Consider the following 16,985-nt stretch of genomic DNA (forward strand, 5'->3'; position numbering starts at 1 on the left):
GTGAGAGGTGGAGTCTTGGGGTACGATACCCTTATTATTTTTAAATTCCAAGCAATATCAGGTCTATCCTGTTATATGCTATATCCTTTAATTTTAAGAGGTTTTTCAGTAACTTTGCAGGATTATATAAACATTTAATAAATAAAAATTCACCAAAAAAGTAAGTTTTGAGGTGCGTTTATGTCTATTAAAATATTAAAAAAATGTATGTTTAACGCATCATCATAAACTTAAAATAACAGCCTACTACACTACTTTAAAAACAGATAAGCCCACGTTAGCTACTTTTATCAACCTAGTTAAAATTTGTACTATTTAAAATATAGAGAATATCTATCAATTTGTCTGTAAAGGTTTATGCATACTCAGAATAAGAATAGGAAATAGTTATGCAAGGTGTGATGTAGCTCGAGCAAGCTAAATAAGATAAGAAGTGGTAAATTTTAGACACAAAAAAAGCACCCTAAGGTGCTTTTTTTAACTAAACAGCAATAATTACTTCTTGCTGCTAAGTGCACCGAAGCGCTTGTTGAAGCGATCAACACGGCCGCCAGTGTCTAAAATCTTTTGCTTACCAGTGTAAAACGGGTGACACGCAGAACATACGTCTAAGTGAATGTCTTTACAAAGAGTTGAGCTAGTTTCGAATTTGTTTCCGCATGAACATGTTGCAGAAATTACTTCGTACTTAGGGTGAATACCTTCTTTCATAGGAACCTCTAGTTAAGGCCGCATCGCTCTCCAAACCCGAAGTCTGGCACCATACGTCGTTAAAACAAATTTGTTGGTGGCGGATTTTATCCAACAACCTTCCCCTGCACAAGTATTTATTTATCTTTTCGCTAAAAAAGTGAACAATCTCTTTCTCAAGTACTATTGCTAGTAGGTTTTTAGCGGTATTTTTAGTACATTACAGCATTAATTTTACGGGTTGAGTTGTTATGAGTTTTGTTGAAGTTGCTATTAAAGTCCCGCTTCCACGCACCTTTGATTATAAAATAGAAGAGCAGCTCAGTGGCTTATCAACCCCAATACTTCCGGGCATGCGGGTTTTAGTACCTTTTGGTAATCAAAAAAAAGTAGCTGTTGTTCTGGGCATTAAAAACAGTACCGACGTCCCTTTAAATAAAATTAAGAATATTATAGAGGTAATAGACGATACCCCTATTTTAAGTGCCCAACATTTAGAACTCCTTAGCTTTACTGCCCGCTATTATTGCTATCCCTTAGGCGAAACTATTCACATAGCGCTACCGAGTGCACTTCGCCAAGGTGAATCGCCAGATAAAACCAGTATTAACATGGTTGATCTGACAGAAAAAGGCGCAAAAGTATCGTCATTAAAAGCCAAAACACAACTCAATTTATTAAAGCAGTTGTCGCAATCGGGGAAATCATCGTTAACCGAATTAAAAGCTCTTGGCTTTAGTAAAAAAACAATAGATAGCCTAATAAATAAAGAACTCATTACGCAAACTATTGAACACGATAACCAATGGCAAAGCGTTGCACCAACTGTCGGTAGTAAACCTGTACTTAATAAAGAACAAGCGGTTGCCTGTACAGCAATAAATCAAAGTAATGGATTTAGCAGCTTTTTATTAGAAGGCGTAACTGGCAGTGGTAAAACAGAAGTGTATTTACAGTGCCTAGAAGAAGTACTCAAACGTGGCGAGCAAGCATTAGTATTAGTGCCAGAAATAGGCTTAACGCCACAAACTGTAAACCGTTTTCGTCGCCGCTTTCCTGATACACCCATTATGCTTTGGCATTCAGCCCTTACCGACAACGAGCGATTGCAAACATGGCGTTTTTGCGAAAAAGGCAGTTGTGCAATAGTTATAGGCACACGTTCGAGTATTTTTCTGCCATTTTTAAAACTCGGTATGATAGTTGTCGATGAAGAGCACGATTCATCATTTAAACAACAAGATACCCTTCGTTACCATGCTCGTGATTTAGCTGCATACAGAGCTTTTCAGCATAAAATACCACTTATATTAGGCAGTGCTACACCCGCACTTGAAACACTTCACAAAGCAATTAATAACAAATATCAGCTACTAAGTTTAACCGAGCGCGCGCAAACTGCGACAGATAACCAATTTAAGTTACTCGATATGAAAGGCCAACCCGACCAAGCAGGTATTGCACATGCAAGCCTTGCAACTATGCGCCAACACTTAAATCGCGGTAAACAGGTTATGGTTTTTTTAAATCGTCGAGGTTTCTCACCCACTCTTATTTGCCATGAATGTGGCTGGCTAAGTGAATGTAAACGCTGCAGTACCAGCGCCACATTTCATAAAGCGATTGGGCAAATGATTTGTCATCACTGTGGCGATCAATACCCTGTTCCTCATCAATGTCCTGATTGTGGAAGTACGCAAATATTTCCAAATGGCAAAGGTACAGAGCAAATTGAAGAGTTTTTATCGACCGAGTTTCCAGATACACCCGTTACTCGCATAGACCGCGATTCAACTCGCCGTAAAGGCAGCCTTGAAAAAGCACTAGATGAAATAAACCTAGGCGGTGCACGCATTTTAGTTGGCACACAAATGCTTGCCAAAGGCCATCACTTTGCAGATGTAAGCCTTGTTATAATTTTAGACGTAGATAGCGGTTTATACTCATGCGACTTTAGGGCGACAGAGCATTTAGCACAGTTAGTTACTCAGGTCGCGGGGCGAGCTGGGCGTTCAGGGGAGCCTGGGCAAGTATTATTACAAACACACTTTCCAGAACACCCGCTTTTACAAGACTTAGTTAATAATGGTTACCAAGACTTTGCTCGCTTTGCACTGAGTGAACGCGATGATGCAGACTTACCACCCATTACAAATATGGCTATTGTCCGTGCACAAGGACACAGCATTAAGCTAGTCGTCGATTTTTTGACAGATTTGGTTCCTGTGAATGGGGTATCTGGTATACAATTGCTCGGTCCGATCCCTGCTCCACTTGAAAAAGTCGCAGGTATGTATCGTTTTCAATTACATATTCAAGCGCAAGATCGCCGCATATTACATCAGTACCTTGCGCAAATGGTTGATTATTTAAGTTCAAGTAAACTTGCACAAAAAGTACGCTGGAGCTTAGACGTAGACCCTATAGACATGATTTAGGTTAAGGCCAAAATAACACCATGGCACAGCACGATTATATTAACAAAAAGCCTGCAGGCAGAAACAGTAAAAAAAACGCACCCGCTAAAAAACCATTTCCTATTCTTTTAGCTGTCATAGCCATCTTACTCGTCGGTGGTTTTGCTTATACATTATGGTTTATTAAAAGTAATGCAGATCCAAAACTTGTCGAAAAACAAGCAAACCCCACTGCGCCCGCAAAAGTAGAAGTGGTTATTCCACGCACACCAGAGTTTATTAAAGAAATTAGAAACCACGAGATTCAAGTTGAAGTGAAAGAACTTGAGCAAAAAGGCCCTTACGTTATGCAGTGTGGTTCGTTTAAAACCCACGCACAAGCGGAATCGCTAAAAGCTAAAATAGCATTTGCAGGCCTCATTTCTGAAATAAAACAGGCTGAAGGCAGCAATGGTACTTGGTATAAAGTGCGCTTAGGCCCTTATAAAACCAAACGCCAAGCCGAAAGTGATAAAAACAAACTTAAACGTGTAAAAATAGTCGGCTGCGGAATTTGGGGCTGGACTTGAAAATAAACCATTCACCCATATAACCTCTTCATAATCGTTTTTTACGAGTTGCCTATGCAGCTCGATGATGAGGAATAACATGACTACTATCGTAAGTGTACGCCGTGGCGACAAGGTTGTAATTGGCGGCGATGGCCAAGTGTCTCTTGGTAATACCGTAATGAAGGGCAACGCCCGTAAAGTTCGACGTCTTTATAATGGCAAAGTAATCGCTGGTTTTGCCGGCGGTACTGCTGATGCCTTCACTCTTTTCGAACGCTTTGAAAGCAAATTAGAAATGCACCAAGGAAACCTAACTAAAGCCGCAGTAGAAATGGCTAAAGATTGGCGCAGCGACCGTGCACTTCGAAAACTCGAAGCGCTGCTCGCTGTAGCAGACGAAACAGCCTCTTTAATTATTACCGGTAATGGCGATGTGGTTCAACCTGAAAACGACCTAATTGCAATTGGCAGTGGTGGTAACTTTGCACAATCAGCTGCAACCGCCCTTTTAGAAAATACAGATTTAAGCGCTCGTGAAATAGTAGAGAAAAGCTTAACTATTGCAGGCAACATCTGCGTATTTACTAATAACTTCCAAACAATCGAAGAATTATAATAGGAACTATCATGTCTGATATGACCCCAAGAGAAATTGTTCACGAGCTAGATCAGCACATTATAGGTCAGGCTAAAGCAAAAAAAGCAGTGGCTATCGCACTTCGTAACCGCTGGCGCCGCATGCAACTCAAAGAAGATTTACGCAGCGAAGTAACACCAAAAAACATTTTAATGATTGGTCCAACCGGTGTAGGTAAAACAGAAATTGCCCGCCGATTAGCAAAACTTGCTAACGCACCCTTTATTAAAGTAGAAGCGACTAAGTTCACTGAAGTTGGCTATGTTGGTAAAGAAGTTGAGACTATCATCCGCGATTTAGTCGATGTATCAATTAAAATGACTCGCGAACAGCAGACTAAGAAATTTAAACATCGCGCCGAAGAAGCTGCAGAAGAGCGCATTTTAGATGCCCTTTTACCACCAGCGAAAGATCAATACGGCGAAACGCAGCGTGATGATAACTCATCAACTCGCCAAGCGTTCCGCAAAAAGCTACGTGAAGGTCAGCTAGATGATAAAGAAATTGAAATCGATTTAGCACAAGCACAACCAAACGTAGAAATTATGGCGCCTCCTGGTATGGAAGATATGACCAACCAGCTACAAAGCATGTTTCAAAACATGGGCGGCGATAAGCGCACTAAGCGTAAACTAAAAATCAAAGAAGCCTTCAAACTATTAACGGAAGAAGAAGCCGCTAAATTAGTAAATCCTGAAGAGCTAAAAGAGCAAGCTATTTTTGCAGTAGAGCAAAACGGTATTGTGTTTATTGATGAAATAGACAAAATTTGTAAGCGCGGCGATTCTTCAGGTCCAGATGTGAGCCGTGAAGGTGTTCAGCGCGACTTACTACCGCTAATTGAAGGTTCAACTGTAAATACTAAGCACGGAATGGTTAAAACTGACCATATGCTGTTTATTGCCTCTGGTGCGTTTCAGATGGCGAAGCCATCAGATATGATCCCAGAGCTACAGGGCCGCTTACCGATTCGAGTAGAACTTGAAGCACTTACTGCAGATGACTTTAAACGCATCCTTACAGAGCCTCATGCATCGCTTACCGAGCAACAACGAGAGCTGCTTAAAACTGAGCAGGTATCGATTGAGTTTAGCGACGATGCAATTGAGCGTATTGCCAAAGCAGCTTGGCAAGTTAACGAGAAAACCGAAAACATCGGTGCTCGTCGTCTACACACTGTAATGGAAAGATTGATGGAAGAAATTTCATACGACGCTTCTGAAAAAGCAGGCTCGTCATTAGTAATCGACGCCGCTTATGTTGAAAAACACTTAGGTGCACTTGTTGAAGATGAAGACTTAAGCCGCTTTATTCTATAAAACGAATATAAACGTTATACTAAAAGCCTCCAGATTGGGGGCTTTTTAATGGGATATATTAAATGAAACACGTAACAAAAGTGCATTACCACAGTGTAAGTAAAAATCTAGATGTTTACTTTGATGATGACAGTAAAGCTGTATTTAGCTGTGAGTTTTTACGTGTACACTCCCCTTCAGCTGAAGTGCAGGGCCATGGCTCTGGCCCAATGAAGCTAGTACTTAATAAGCAAGCTGTAGGAATAAAAAGTATTGTACCTGTTGGGCATTACGCACTTCGTTTAGATTTTGACGATGGCCATAACAGCGGACTATTTAGCTGGCGCTACTTTGAAAAACTACAACAGCAACAAGATACATTGTGGAGTGAATATTTAGCGCGGGTAACTGAACACGAAAAAAGTAAAGATAGCGTGCCTATAAAATTTGTTCCTTAAACTTTATAGGCCCGTTCTATTAAGCGTTATTAAACCTTAAATTTATCAATTGCAGTGAACAGAACGCGAGCCTGCTCAGAGACCTCTTCACTTGTTTGCGCATTGTTAGCAGCATGTTCAGTTGCGTCTTGTGCAATATCGCAAATTCTTACTACATTTTTATTAACCTCTGATGCCACTTGGCTTTGCTCATCAATAGCAACTGCTATTTGAGAGCTCATTTCCATTATTGTTTGTACATCTTCAGTAATTGCGCCTAATAGCTCACCTGCTTTAATTGCTTGCGAGGCACTTTCATCACCTTGAGAGCGACATTTGTGCATAATACTCACCACTTCTTGAGTACGCTGCTGTAAGGTACTTATAATACCTTCAATCTCACTTGTAGACTCTTGAGTACGCTTTGCTAATGAACGAACCTCATCTGCAACAACAGCAAAACCACGACCATACTCACCAGCACGGGCCGCTTCTATTGCTGCATTAAGTGCAAGTAAATTTGTTTGATCTGCAATCCCTCGAATTACATCAAGCACTGAACCAATTGTTTCACCATCTTTTTCAAGTTGCGACACTACATTTGATGCATTCCCCAGCGAATCAGATAGGGCCCTAATGTGCTTAACGGTAGAATCTACTTCACTACGCCCTTGTTGTGCACTTAAATTTGTTGACTCTGCTTTTTTCGCAGCCGCTTCAGTATTATGTGAAATATCCTGAATCGTCGCCTGCATTTCGGTGGCTGCCGTTGCAACCATGTCGGCTTCATGTAGTTGCTCTTGCATACCAGAGCTTGTTGCTGCGGTACTTTGTGATAAATGCTCTGTTGCTACATTAAGCGTGTTTAGAGCACCATTAACTTCGTTAATTAAGTTCTTAAAATCGCCTATTAAGCTATTAAAGTCGACCGTCATGGTGGTAATTTCGTCTTTACCAGTTTGCTCTATCATCACGCTCAAATCATTATTACGACGAATATCGTTAATGGTGTGATAAACCCGCTCAATAGGTACAATAATGGAGTGGCTTGTAAAATAAACGAGTGCTAATACAATCACACCTGCAATCACAAATACCAAAATAGCTAAAAATTGAGCCTGCTCTACACTTTGCTCTACTTGTAACTTAGTGTCTTTAACGATTTTAGAAACAATGGCGTCGCTTTTATCTACACTGTCACGCATTACTCCAAGTGCGCCTGACTCAAGATCTAGCCCTAGCTTAGTTTGGGCCTGCACAAGTGTTTGAAATTCGCTTTGGTATATATCAATCAAAGGATTAATTTGTGCTTTATAGTCGCTTGGCAGCTGTGCTGCAGCTATCTGCTGCTTAAATGTATTAATTCCCTCATTAAAACGCCCTAGGTACTTAATATCAAATCTCAGCATGAAATCTTTTTCTGAGCGTCTTAGTTGCAGCATTGACGACAGCAGTTGGTAATTTTGCTGCTCTTTTAATAGTTGCTCAACTTCATGAACCGAGCTTCTAAGCTTGCCATATAACCCGTCGGTCGGGGTTAAACCAATCTCTTTTTGAAGCTTAACAACAGTTTCAAAATCATTATTATAGCTATTTATTAGTTGCTCAAAGCGCTGGACCTGCTCCTGTGCGATACTTTGGTTAGCCATTAACTGTTGTAACTTTTTTACTTTATCACTTAACTGCTCAAAATCCGTTTCAAATGCAGTTAACGCGTCTTCTTGTTTATAAAACAAAAAGTTTTTTTCATGTTTACGCAATGCTAATGCATGTACGTTGAGCTCTTCTGCTAATTGAATAGTCTTGTTTAAGCTCAAGGTTGTACGTGATTCAAAAATAATCACGCATAAAAGGACCACCATTGCTAAACCAACAACGACTGCGTTTAGTTGTAAACGTCGTTTAATTGTTAAGTTTTGTAAAAAATTCATCGCTAACGCTTTTTTTGAATATGCATTTTTATTATAGCTAATAGATCAAAAGCGACTAATTAATTTAACTTTTTATTATTGGTAATTCTAAACAGTTTAAATGTGATGGCTATAAGGCGACACTATCCCACAAACCTTTATGTAACGATTGTGTGTTATTCCATTGTTGTTTAACCAACCAATCAATTAAAGGCGCGGGATCGCTGGGGTAATTTATCTGCTTGTTTTGCGGCGCGCTATTCCAATCATCAAGGGCTTGTGGGTTTAAATAGTTCATAACATGCGCCATGCCCATGGCAAATAAAGTTTTTGCATTTGCTGCTTGCTCAAACTGACCATCTAAAGGCTTTAATAGTAACTTTTTACCTAACTTAAGCGCTTCACTGGCAAGCTCAAATCCCGCATTACCAATAACGCCACTTGTGTTTGCTAAGTCGTTTAAAAAACCAGAGCGTGAAGGGGCTCGTAAATGTATATGTCCAAAAGATTGATTGGTGGCATTTGGGTGATAGCAATAAAATTCTTTTTCGGGAAAGTCTTTTAAATAATCAACAACGCTATCTAAGTTTTCGAAAGGTAAATATACCAATACCTTGTTCATTACTGCTACAGGGTTGTCGTGATTATGATGAGCAATAAAAGGCGGTATTATATTATTTGCAAATGGTTGCCAGTGCACGCCTAAGTAGGTAGTCGCTGGTGCATAATGCTTGATAAGTGATTTTCTCAGGACGCCACGACCAAACATAGGTACGTTATCTGACAAAAATGCTGCTTGGTGACTAATGCCAATAACGGGTATACCTGCCCGTTTTGCAGCCCATGCTGTCACAGGCTCAAAGTCGTTAAGTACAAAATCGTACTGTTTTATCTCAAGCGATTTTATATCACTCACCAACTTACAAATTCGCATGTTTTTAAGTGTTTTTAAATTTTTAACTTGCCCATTTTCAGTGCTAAACGACAAACCACGATACGCTTTATAATCTGAGAATTCGTGCATATCAAAGTAATCTTTATTTGCGCGCCCTGAAAACACATAATCAACATCAATACCGAGCTTATTAAAGCAGCTTGCCATAACCCGAGCGCGCGTTATATGACCATTACCGGTACCTTGTACTCCATACAATATTTTCATGCAGGCACCACAAGTGCTAACGCAAATAAACCACAAAAACTACCAATCGTTGCGCCTATTATAATATCAGCAGGAAAGTGCACACCCAATACCACACGAGACATAGCAACGCCGGTAGCCCAACTAAATAGTAGTAATGCATATTCTGGAAAAAAATGGCTTAATATAATTGCCACTAAAAAAGCAGCGGCACTGTGACCCGATGGTAAACTAAATTTATCGCTTGGTACTATATAGGCATTTGTTACTAAGCAGTCGCATGGACGGATCCGAGCAAATCTATTTTTAGCTAGTAGGTAAATAGGTCTTTCTATAGCAAAACCAATTAATATAGTGACAGGCAATAATTGGTGCTGTTCATTATTACTAAGCCACCACACTGCTAAGCATATTAATATATAAAGCCCACCATCACCGCTTTTAGACAAACCAAAGGCCATTGTTTTAAACCACCTCGGTGAATTGCAATTAAACAAAGTTAAAAATAATTGCTCATCTATCTGAGTTACCTTTTTAAGCATATTATTATTCATCACCATCCCTCATTGCATAACATATGAACACCGATTTAGCTTATGTGTTGTAAATAACAATTGAGTGACGCTTTTAATACACTATTATTGCGATTAATGATTTAGCGCTTGTTTTGCCTAAATTTACTGCGATTAAGTCGTTGTTATTGCTTATAAGGAGGGTATACTGAGATATAAATTAATGTACCTTTTGAGGATAAAATAATGGATTACAGCACTTCTGATTTATGCGACCACTTTGCTGACGTGGTTGACGTGCTAGAGCCTATGTTCATCAACTTTGGTGGTCGACACAGCTTTGGTGGCCGCATTAAAACGGTTAAATGTTTTGAAAATAATGAACTCATCCGCGAATTACTTTCTCAAGATGGTACAGACCTAGTACTTCTTATTGATGGTGGCGGCTCAACTCGTCGCGCACTAATCGACATTGAACTGGCTGAGCTAGCACTTGAAAACAACTGGAATGGTATTGTTGTTTACGGCGCAGTACGCCACGTTGATGAGCTTGAAGAGCTTGATTTAGGCATTCAAGCAATTGCTTCAATCCCTGTTGCAGCCGACAGCGAAGGTGCTGGTGAAGATGCTATAGGCGTTAACTTTGCTGGGGTATCATTTTTTGATGACGACTTTATTTATGCTGATAGCACAGGCATTGTTTTATCTGCAGAAGAATTAGAGTTGGAAGTTGTAGAAGTATAACGTGACTTCCCATTTAAAAGTATATGATGAAAGCGCGGTTAGAACACTTTGCTCTACCCGCGCAAATGAGAAAAAAGCATGGCAATCAATGGCCTTGCTCGACACCCAAGTAAACCTGCAACAAGCACTTGTTGACGCTGCTCAATTTGGTATCCGCTATGTACTTCTGGGTATTTGCGAAGATATCGGCCCAAAAGCAAACTTAGGAAATGGCGGTGCAAACGAAGCATGGCCGGCTTTTTTAAAACGCTTTTTAAACCAACCTCACAATCAATTTATTGCCACTCAAAAAGTGCTTTTATTGGGTGAAGTTAATACTGATGATTTAATGGCGCAAAGCAACCAGCTTAATAATCAGCAAGGCCAGCAGTTAACTCAATTACGAGATTTATGCCAACAGCTTGATGAACGCGTAGAGTCGGTATTGAGCCTTATTTTTAAAGCGGGGCTTGAGCCAATCGTTATTGGCGGAGGTCATAACAATTGCTTGGGAATTATCCGTGCCCTGAGTAAGTCAAAAAATACACCTATTAATGCTATCAACTTTGACCCTCATGCCGACTTTAGAGAATGTGAAGGTCGCCATAGCGGCAATGGCTTTCGCTACGCTTATAACGAGCAACATCTAAGTAATTACCACGTTATTGGCTTACATGAGATAAAAAACAATCAAGCAATTATAGATGCAATGAGTGAAGCTAACTTTACGTTTGATAGCTATCAATCAATACAAGTTAAGCGAAAAATTACACTCACTCAGGCAATTGAAAACGCATTAAGTAATTTTAACGATTTACCACTGGGTATTGAAGTTGATTTAGATAGTATTACTTACATGCCGGTTAGTGCGTACACATGTTGCGGATTTAGTGTGAATGACACTGAGCACTTTGTGCACTTAGCAGCAAACCATCGCCACTCTAAGTACTTACATTTATGTGAAGCAGCGCCTAGCCAGCACCCTAGCGGGTTAGATGCTGGTGCTGCCCATGTAGGGCAAGTGATCAGTGCACTTGTGAATAGCTACCTACAAGCCAAAGAAAACACTTAGCGCTGTTGAACTAATCGCCACTCTTTTAGCCAGCTCATTAAACCGATACTACTTAGCGGGTGACCAAAGTAATAACCTTGGGCAGCATAACCTTTTAAGCTTTTTACAAACTTAAGTTGCTCAAGTGTTTCTACCCCTTCAAAAATCACTTTTGTTTTTTGTTGGTTATGCATTTCAACCATTCCGCTAACTAAACTGCGTATATTGTTTTGATTACTAAAGTCAGCAGTAAGTGAAGGTGAAACCTTAATATACTCTACCGCTAGACTTGGTAACTTAGAAAGCAGTACCGGGTTATCACCAAGTCCATCAACACATACTTTTAAGCCTATGTTATTAAGCCTTGCGATCATGCCTCTGCCTTTATCATCTAGTCCCGCAAAAATATGTAAAGGGCATTCAACAATTAAATCGCCAGCTTCCAAGTGATGCTCACTTAAAACAACATCAACAAATTCAATAAACTCTTCGTTAAGCATTTCAGGACCAAATACGTTAATGCTAAGCGGTATAGAAATACCTTCTATTCTAAGCGCCATTGCAAGCTCAGCAGCTCTCTCTATTACAAATTTAGCGAGTGGATAACCAAGCCCTGCAATTCTAATGTCGTCGATAAACCTGTTAGCGGATAAAATCCCTTGCTTAGGGTGCTGCCAACGCAGTAGTAATTCTAAAAACTCAATTTGACCGTTTTCGTTACAAATAATAGGCTGAAAATAAAGCTCTAACTCGCTCGAAAAATCAATATTTGCTAATTCCTTTAGTCGCGCTTGTTGCTCTCGCAATTCAATCATCATTTGTTGATGATAAGGCACAACCTTGCGATCTGGGTGGCTATCGAGTGCTAGGTATGCGTACGATATTAAATTATCAAAGTTGTTATCTTGCTCATTACAATCAACATAACTCGCTCTCGCTTTTACTTCTACAGTGCAGTTAGCAACATTAAATGGCTTAAGCGTTGCACCCAGTATTTGGTCAATAACTAATTCATGTAAGTGTTTTTGATTCGCGAAACTACAAATAAATGCAAAGTTAAGACCCCCTAAATGGGCTAGCTTTTCTTGTCCAGTTAAAGTCACTATTTCGTCACTTGAAAGTAGCTCTTTTATTCGATTAGCCGATTGCGCTAACAGTATATCGCCAAAGTCGCGTCCAATATGCTGGTTAACTTGCTCAAAGCCTTCAAGGCGAATAACGATTAACGCTGCGCTTATTTGTTTGTTGTCGCACCATGCATAGTAACCTTGGCGTAACTGTTTTCTATCTGCAAAAACTGAAAGCGGAGACTCTTCAATAAATGCATCACCTTCAGGTTCTGGCTCTATAACGACTTCTATTTCAGCACTTTCATCATTTAAAAAGCCAACAATAGCTAATAATAATATTGCTAACACAACCCAAAATAGCGGAACTTCCAATAATAAATGAGCTGAAAATAGAACAACAAATAAAAGACCAGCCATTGAGCTGGTAATTATCATGCTCCAATTATTTCGCTCAAATGCTTGCCATAAGTGAAAACAAAACCCAAAGGCTAGTAAAATAGCAAGCCAAGCCGCACCGCTGCTTAAGATAGCTAAACCAACAGCAGCTGTGCATAAATAGCTGAATTTAATACTGGCATTTTTAACAGCAAATAAAGTGGCGATCATCGCCATTAATAGTGCACCACTAAAAAATATTGGGAAATTACTGTCGGTTAGTATGTTCAAATTAACGGCATCCGTATTCGCTAAAAAAGTTTAAACCAAGTTATATGTGGGTAAAAATAATACAAACTAATTAATTCTACCCAAAATCCATAAATTTAACAGTTTATTTACGCCAAATTGGTAACTTAATTGTGATGGATGACTTATTTGCCAATGCGCAATATCAGCTCTTGCGCCAACCTTTAAAATACCACGGTCGTCTAAACCTAGTGCTTTAGCTGCATTTCGAGTAACACCAGCTAATGCTTGCTCGGGTGTTAATCTAAACAATGTGCATGCCATGTTCATCACCAAGTGCACTGAGCACAGCGGTGAAGTACCTGGGTTAAAATCACTCGCAATAGCTATAGGTACTTTATATTGATTAAGTAATTCAATAGGTGGGAATTTAGTTTCTCTTAAAAAATAAAATGCACCTGGCAATAACACCGCTACCGTCCCAGCGTCTGCCATGGCTTTTACACCCTCTTCATCTAGATGCTCAATATGATCCGCCGAAAGGCCATTAAACTGCGCCACCAGCTTAGCACCCTGTTGATTAGATAACTGCTCAGCATGGCATTTTACTGGGAGGTTATGCTTTTTAGCCGCCTGGAAAACACGTTTGGTTTGCGAATAACTAAACCCAACATTTTCACAAAATACATCGACTGCATCAGCAAGATTATTAGCCACTACCTGATCTAGCATGTCAGTACACACTAAATCAATATATTCATCAGCACGGCCTTTGTATTCAGGCGGTAGAGCATGCGCCCCTAAAAAAGTAGTTTTAATATCAATAGGGTGATGTTCACCTAATAAACGAGCGACTTCTAATATTTTTATCTCGTTTTCTGTATCTAGCCCATAACCAGACTTTATTTCAACGGTGGTTACACCTTCTTTTAACAACGTATTTAAGCGATCTTTTGCATCAACAAACAATTGTTCACGGTCGGCTGCTCTTGTGGCTTTAACCGTACTTGCTATGCCACCGCCTTGTGCCGCAATTTGCTCATAGCTTACGCCTTGCAAACGCTGTTCAAACTCTTGCGATCTTGAACCTGCAAATACTAAGTGAGTATGGCAATCTACTAAGCCCGGCGTTAACCACTGTCCTTTTACACTCAATGTCGGCGTTGCAAACACATCAAAACTAGGCAATGTCGATTGCTCTCCAATCCACGCAATTTTACCATTTTTAATGGCTATAGCAGCATTTTCAATTGCGCCATAAGGGGCATTTATATTGCTATCCATAGTGGCAATATTGGCATCAGTTAAAAGTAAGTCGATTTCTTCTAACTCATAATTTTGTGTTGTGCTTTGCATATCGCAGCCCTTTTTACACCGTGAATAATGAAAATATAGTCTAACAACCCATCTTGTATATACAAGGTAATTGTGTCATCTTATTTATATAGTTTATTTTTAATGTAACCATAAATTTAATGACGACACCTAAATTTGCGCAAATAAAACAATTCATTGTTGATAAAATTCGCAGCGGTACGTGGCAAGAAAACCAACGTGTTCCCTCTGAAAACGAACTAAGTAGTCAATTTAGTGTAAGCAGGATGACAGCCCGCAGAGCACTAAGCGAATTAACCGAGGCAGGTATTTTAACCCGCAGCCAAGGGTTAGGTACATTTGTAGCTACATTTAAATCGCAGTCATCGTTACTTGAAATAAAAAATATTGCTGATGAAGTAAAAGAGCGTAACGGCAACTACACCTGTAGTGTACTCATACTCGAATCAATAAATGCAGTCGCACCTATTGCCATTGCACTTGGTGTTGAGGTTGACAGTGTTGTATATCGAAGTGTACTTGTGCATAACGAAAACGACAGCCCTTTGCAGCTAGAAGAGCGTTTTGTAAACCCTGCCCTTGCGACTGGCTACTTACAACAAGACTTTAGCATGCTTACACCTCATGAATATCTATCTAGTGTTGCCCCACTTACCCAAGCAAGGCATACAGTAGAGGCCATTATGCCAAACAGCGAAATGTGCCAATGGTTAAACTTATATAATGAAGAGCCATGCTTACAAGTGATCCGACGCACCTGGTCTGTTAAAGGCATTGTAAGCTTTGCGCGCCTTGTATCACCTGGCAGTAAATATCGCTTAGGTGGCCACTTAACATTTAAAAAATAACAAACAATAGCGCTTACTGCGCTTTTTTTATAACAAATCACCTTGTATATACAACAGGAGCAAAACATGAAAAACCGACTCGACACAAGTCGCGTAATACGTGCACCTCATGGAGATAAAATAAGTGCTAAAAGCTGGCAAACAGAAGCTGCTAAGCGCATGCTAATGAATAACTTAGACCCTGAAGTTGCAGAGCATCCTCATGCACTTGTTGTATATGGTGGTATTGGCCGAGCAGCTCGTGATTGGCCAAGTTATGACAAAATTATAGAAACCCTCGATAGGCTCGAAAGCGACGAAACCCTGCTTGTACAATCAGGAAAACCCGTTGGTGTATTTAAAACCCACAGTAATGCTCCTCGCGTGCTTATTGCTAACTCAAATCTTGTTCCACACTGGGCAAATTGGGAGTACTTTAACGAGCTCGATAAAAAAGGCTTGATGATGTACGGGCAAATGACGGCGGGTTCTTGGATCTATATTGGCTCGCAAGGCATAGTACAAGGAACTTACGAAACCTTTGTAGCTATGGCAAAGCAACATTTTGCAGGTAGCGCTAGTGGTAAATGGGTATTAACAGGTGGTCTTGGTGGTATGGGCGGTGCGCAACCACTTGCAGCTACAATGGCTGGGTTTAGTGCACTGGTTGTTGAATGTGATGAAAGCCGTATCGATTTTCGTATAAAAACAGGCTACGTTGATGTAAAAGCAACAAGCCTTGAACACGCACTGCAATTAATAACCGATGCATGTGTTAAAGGTAAAGCCCTCTCAGTGGGTTTACTAGGTAACGCAGCCGATGTATTTAGTACACTGGTTAAAACAGGCATTACCCCTGATGTAGTCACAGATCAAACATCTGCTCACGATCCATTAAATGGTTACTTACCACAAGGCTGGACAATGGAGTACGCAGCAAAAATGCGTGAGCAAGATCCAAAAGCCGTAGTAAAAGCCGCTAAACAATCAATGGCAGTCCAAGTTAAAGCTATGCTAGCACTACAAAAAGCCGGTGCCGCCACTACTGATTACGGTAATAATATTCGTCAAATGGCGTTTGATGAGGGTGTTACCAACGCGTTTGATTTTCCTGGATTTGTGCCTGCATATATTCGCCCTTTATTTTGTGAAGGGATTGGACCATTTAGATGGGTAGCATTATCAGGCGACCCTGAAGATATATATAAAACCGACGCTAAAGTAAAAGAGCTTCTTCCTGATGATGCACATTTACATAACTGGCTTGATATGGCGCGGGAACGCATACAATTCCAAGGTTTACCTGCACGCATTTGCTGGGTTGGCCTAAAAGATAGAGCACGCCTTGCACTGGCCTTTAATGAAATGGTTAAAAATGGCGAACTTAAAGCCCCTATAGTTATTGGTCGCGATCACCTCGACTCTGGCTCAGTTGCCAGCCCTAACCGCGAAACAGAGAGCATGAAAGATGGCTCAGATGCAGTATCAGATTGGCCATTACTCAACGCACTGCTTAATACCGCAAGTGGCGCTACTTGGGTGTCGCTTCATCATGGTGGCGGTGTAGGAATGGGATTTAGTCAGCACTCTGGTGTAGTTATTGTTGCCGATGGTACTGATGAAGCTAAAGAGCGTATTGCTCGCGTACTGTGGAACGACCCTGCAACAGGTGTAATGCGCCATGCTGATGCCGGATACGACATAGCAAAAAACTGCGCTAAAGAACAAAATTTAGACCTACCTATGTTAAACGAGGAATGAT

Annotated in this window: 15 protein-coding genes; 9 read left to right on the forward strand and 6 right to left on the reverse strand. The window is 40.3% G+C overall.

Annotated elements, in window-relative coordinates; genetic code table 11:
- Positions 1-495 precede the first annotated feature (495 nt).
- Entirely contained in the window at positions 496-711 is a 216-nt protein-coding gene (gene rpmE / locus ABX891_RS16470) for a 50S ribosomal protein L31 (protein WP_002958369.1), read from the reverse strand.
- Between the two features lie 230 nt (positions 712-941).
- On the opposite strand from rpmE, the gene priA reads away from it, so the two are divergent.
- From priA to ABX891_RS16495, 5 genes are all read left to right on the forward strand, one after another.
- Positions 942-3,128 carry a primosomal protein N' gene (gene priA, locus ABX891_RS16475; RefSeq protein ID WP_354630039.1) on the forward strand — a complete coding sequence of 729 codons (2,187 nt, stop codon included), beginning with the start codon at positions 942-944 and terminating at the stop codon, positions 3,126-3,128.
- A gap of 20 nt (positions 3,129-3,148) precedes the next feature.
- Positions 3,149-3,676: an SPOR domain-containing protein gene (locus ABX891_RS16480; RefSeq protein WP_024596311.1), complete on the forward strand. Its 528-nt coding sequence runs from the start codon at positions 3,149-3,151 to the stop codon at positions 3,674-3,676.
- A gap of 79 nt (positions 3,677-3,755) precedes the next feature.
- A complete protein-coding gene (hslV, locus tag ABX891_RS16485) occupies positions 3,756-4,274 on the forward strand; it encodes an ATP-dependent protease subunit HslV (RefSeq protein ID WP_002958366.1) in 519 nt (172 codons plus the stop codon).
- 11 nt (positions 4,275-4,285) lie between these two features.
- Entirely contained in the window at positions 4,286-5,614 is a 1,329-nt protein-coding gene (gene hslU, locus ABX891_RS16490; protein ID WP_002958365.1) for an ATP-dependent protease ATPase subunit HslU, read from the forward strand.
- A gap of 62 nt (positions 5,615-5,676) precedes the next feature.
- Positions 5,677-6,051 (forward strand): gamma-butyrobetaine hydroxylase family protein, encoded by a 375-nt coding sequence (locus ABX891_RS16495; RefSeq protein WP_002958364.1) that lies wholly within the window; start codon positions 5,677-5,679, stop codon positions 6,049-6,051.
- A 29-nt stretch (positions 6,052-6,080) separates the two neighbouring features.
- Here ABX891_RS16495 and ABX891_RS16500 read toward each other — a convergent pair whose 3' ends face one another.
- The 3 genes from ABX891_RS16500 to ABX891_RS16510 form a co-directional block, all read right to left on the reverse strand.
- Entirely contained in the window at positions 6,081-7,961 is a 1,881-nt protein-coding gene (locus ABX891_RS16500) for a methyl-accepting chemotaxis protein (protein WP_309168136.1), read from the reverse strand.
- 109 nt (positions 7,962-8,070) lie between these two features.
- Positions 8,071-9,102 carry an MJ1255/VC2487 family glycosyltransferase gene (locus ABX891_RS16505; protein ID WP_165742857.1) on the reverse strand — a complete coding sequence of 344 codons (1,032 nt, stop codon included), beginning with the start codon at positions 9,100-9,102 and terminating at the stop codon, positions 8,071-8,073.
- Positions 9,099-9,638 carry a phosphatase PAP2 family protein gene (locus ABX891_RS16510; RefSeq protein ID WP_024596307.1) on the reverse strand — a complete coding sequence of 180 codons (540 nt, stop codon included), beginning with the start codon at positions 9,636-9,638 and terminating at the stop codon, positions 9,099-9,101. Before ABX891_RS16510 ends, ABX891_RS16505 begins: the two co-directional genes overlap by 4 nt.
- Before the next feature lie 201 nt (positions 9,639-9,839).
- Between ABX891_RS16510 and rraA the strand changes: the two genes are divergently transcribed.
- Together rraA and ABX891_RS16520 are read left to right on the forward strand one after the other, a co-directional pair.
- A complete protein-coding gene (gene rraA / locus ABX891_RS16515) occupies positions 9,840-10,337 on the forward strand; it encodes a ribonuclease E activity regulator RraA (RefSeq protein ID WP_002959955.1) in 498 nt (165 codons plus the stop codon).
- 1 nt (position 10,338) lies between these two features.
- Positions 10,339-11,388: a formimidoylglutamase gene (locus ABX891_RS16520; protein ID WP_002959953.1), complete on the forward strand. Its 1,050-nt coding sequence runs from the start codon at positions 10,339-10,341 to the stop codon at positions 11,386-11,388.
- On the opposite strand, the gene ABX891_RS16525 is transcribed toward ABX891_RS16520, so the two are convergent.
- Together ABX891_RS16525 and hutI are read right to left on the reverse strand one after the other, a co-directional pair.
- Positions 11,385-13,049: an EAL domain-containing protein gene (locus ABX891_RS16525; RefSeq protein WP_002959950.1), complete on the reverse strand. Its 1,665-nt coding sequence runs from the start codon at positions 13,047-13,049 to the stop codon at positions 11,385-11,387. The two genes, ABX891_RS16520 and ABX891_RS16525, sit on opposite strands and share 4 nt — an antisense overlap.
- Positions 13,050-13,169: 120 nt before the next feature.
- Entirely contained in the window at positions 13,170-14,417 is a 1,248-nt protein-coding gene (hutI, locus tag ABX891_RS16530) for an imidazolonepropionase (RefSeq protein ID WP_002959948.1), read from the reverse strand.
- Between the two features lie 119 nt (positions 14,418-14,536).
- Between hutI and hutC the strand changes: the two genes are divergently transcribed.
- Both hutC and hutU read left to right on the forward strand, forming a co-directional pair.
- Positions 14,537-15,244: a histidine utilization transcriptional repressor HutC gene (gene hutC, locus ABX891_RS16535; RefSeq protein ID WP_002959947.1), complete on the forward strand. Its 708-nt coding sequence runs from the start codon at positions 14,537-14,539 to the stop codon at positions 15,242-15,244.
- A gap of 66 nt (positions 15,245-15,310) precedes the next feature.
- Positions 15,311-16,984, forward strand: coding sequence for a urocanate hydratase (hutU, locus tag ABX891_RS16540; protein WP_002959945.1), 1,674 nt, complete (start codon positions 15,311-15,313; stop codon positions 16,982-16,984).
- Position 16,985: the final 1 nt, after the last annotated feature.

The sequence above is a fragment of the Pseudoalteromonas sp. NCIMB 1079 genome (genome assembly GCF_040567695.1).
Taxonomy (GTDB): domain Bacteria; phylum Pseudomonadota; class Gammaproteobacteria; order Enterobacterales; family Alteromonadaceae; genus Pseudoalteromonas; species Pseudoalteromonas distincta.

Bases quoted from the DNA above. Each gene is read 5' to 3' on its own strand.
- rpmE (WP_002958369.1), bottom strand. From the start codon at position 711: ATGAAAGAAGGTATTCACCCTAAGTACGAAGTAATTTCTGCAACATGT.
- hutI (WP_002959948.1), bottom strand. From the start codon at position 14,417: ATGCAAAGCACAACACAAAATTATGAGTTAGAAGAAATCGACTTACTT.
- rraA (WP_002959955.1), top strand. From the start codon at position 9,840: ATGGATTACAGCACTTCTGATTTATGCGACCACTTTGCTGACGTGGTT.
- ABX891_RS16525 (WP_002959950.1), bottom strand. From the start codon at position 13,049: ATGGCGATGATCGCCACTTTATTTGCTGTTAAAAATGCCAGTATTAAA.
- priA (WP_354630039.1), top strand. From the start codon at position 942: ATGAGTTTTGTTGAAGTTGCTATTAAAGTCCCGCTTCCACGCACCTTT.
- ABX891_RS16505 (WP_165742857.1), bottom strand. From the start codon at position 9,102: ATGAAAATATTGTATGGAGTACAAGGTACCGGTAATGGTCATATAACG.
- hutU (WP_002959945.1), top strand. From the start codon at position 15,311: ATGAAAAACCGACTCGACACAAGTCGCGTAATACGTGCACCTCATGGA.
- hslV (WP_002958366.1), top strand. From the start codon at position 3,756: ATGACTACTATCGTAAGTGTACGCCGTGGCGACAAGGTTGTAATTGGC.
- ABX891_RS16480 (WP_024596311.1), top strand. From the start codon at position 3,149: ATGGCACAGCACGATTATATTAACAAAAAGCCTGCAGGCAGAAACAGT.
- hslU (WP_002958365.1), top strand. From the start codon at position 4,286: ATGTCTGATATGACCCCAAGAGAAATTGTTCACGAGCTAGATCAGCAC.
- hutC (WP_002959947.1), top strand. From the start codon at position 14,537: ATGACGACACCTAAATTTGCGCAAATAAAACAATTCATTGTTGATAAA.
- ABX891_RS16495 (WP_002958364.1), top strand. From the start codon at position 5,677: ATGAAACACGTAACAAAAGTGCATTACCACAGTGTAAGTAAAAATCTA.
- ABX891_RS16500 (WP_309168136.1), bottom strand. From the start codon at position 7,961: ATGAATTTTTTACAAAACTTAACAATTAAACGACGTTTACAACTAAAC.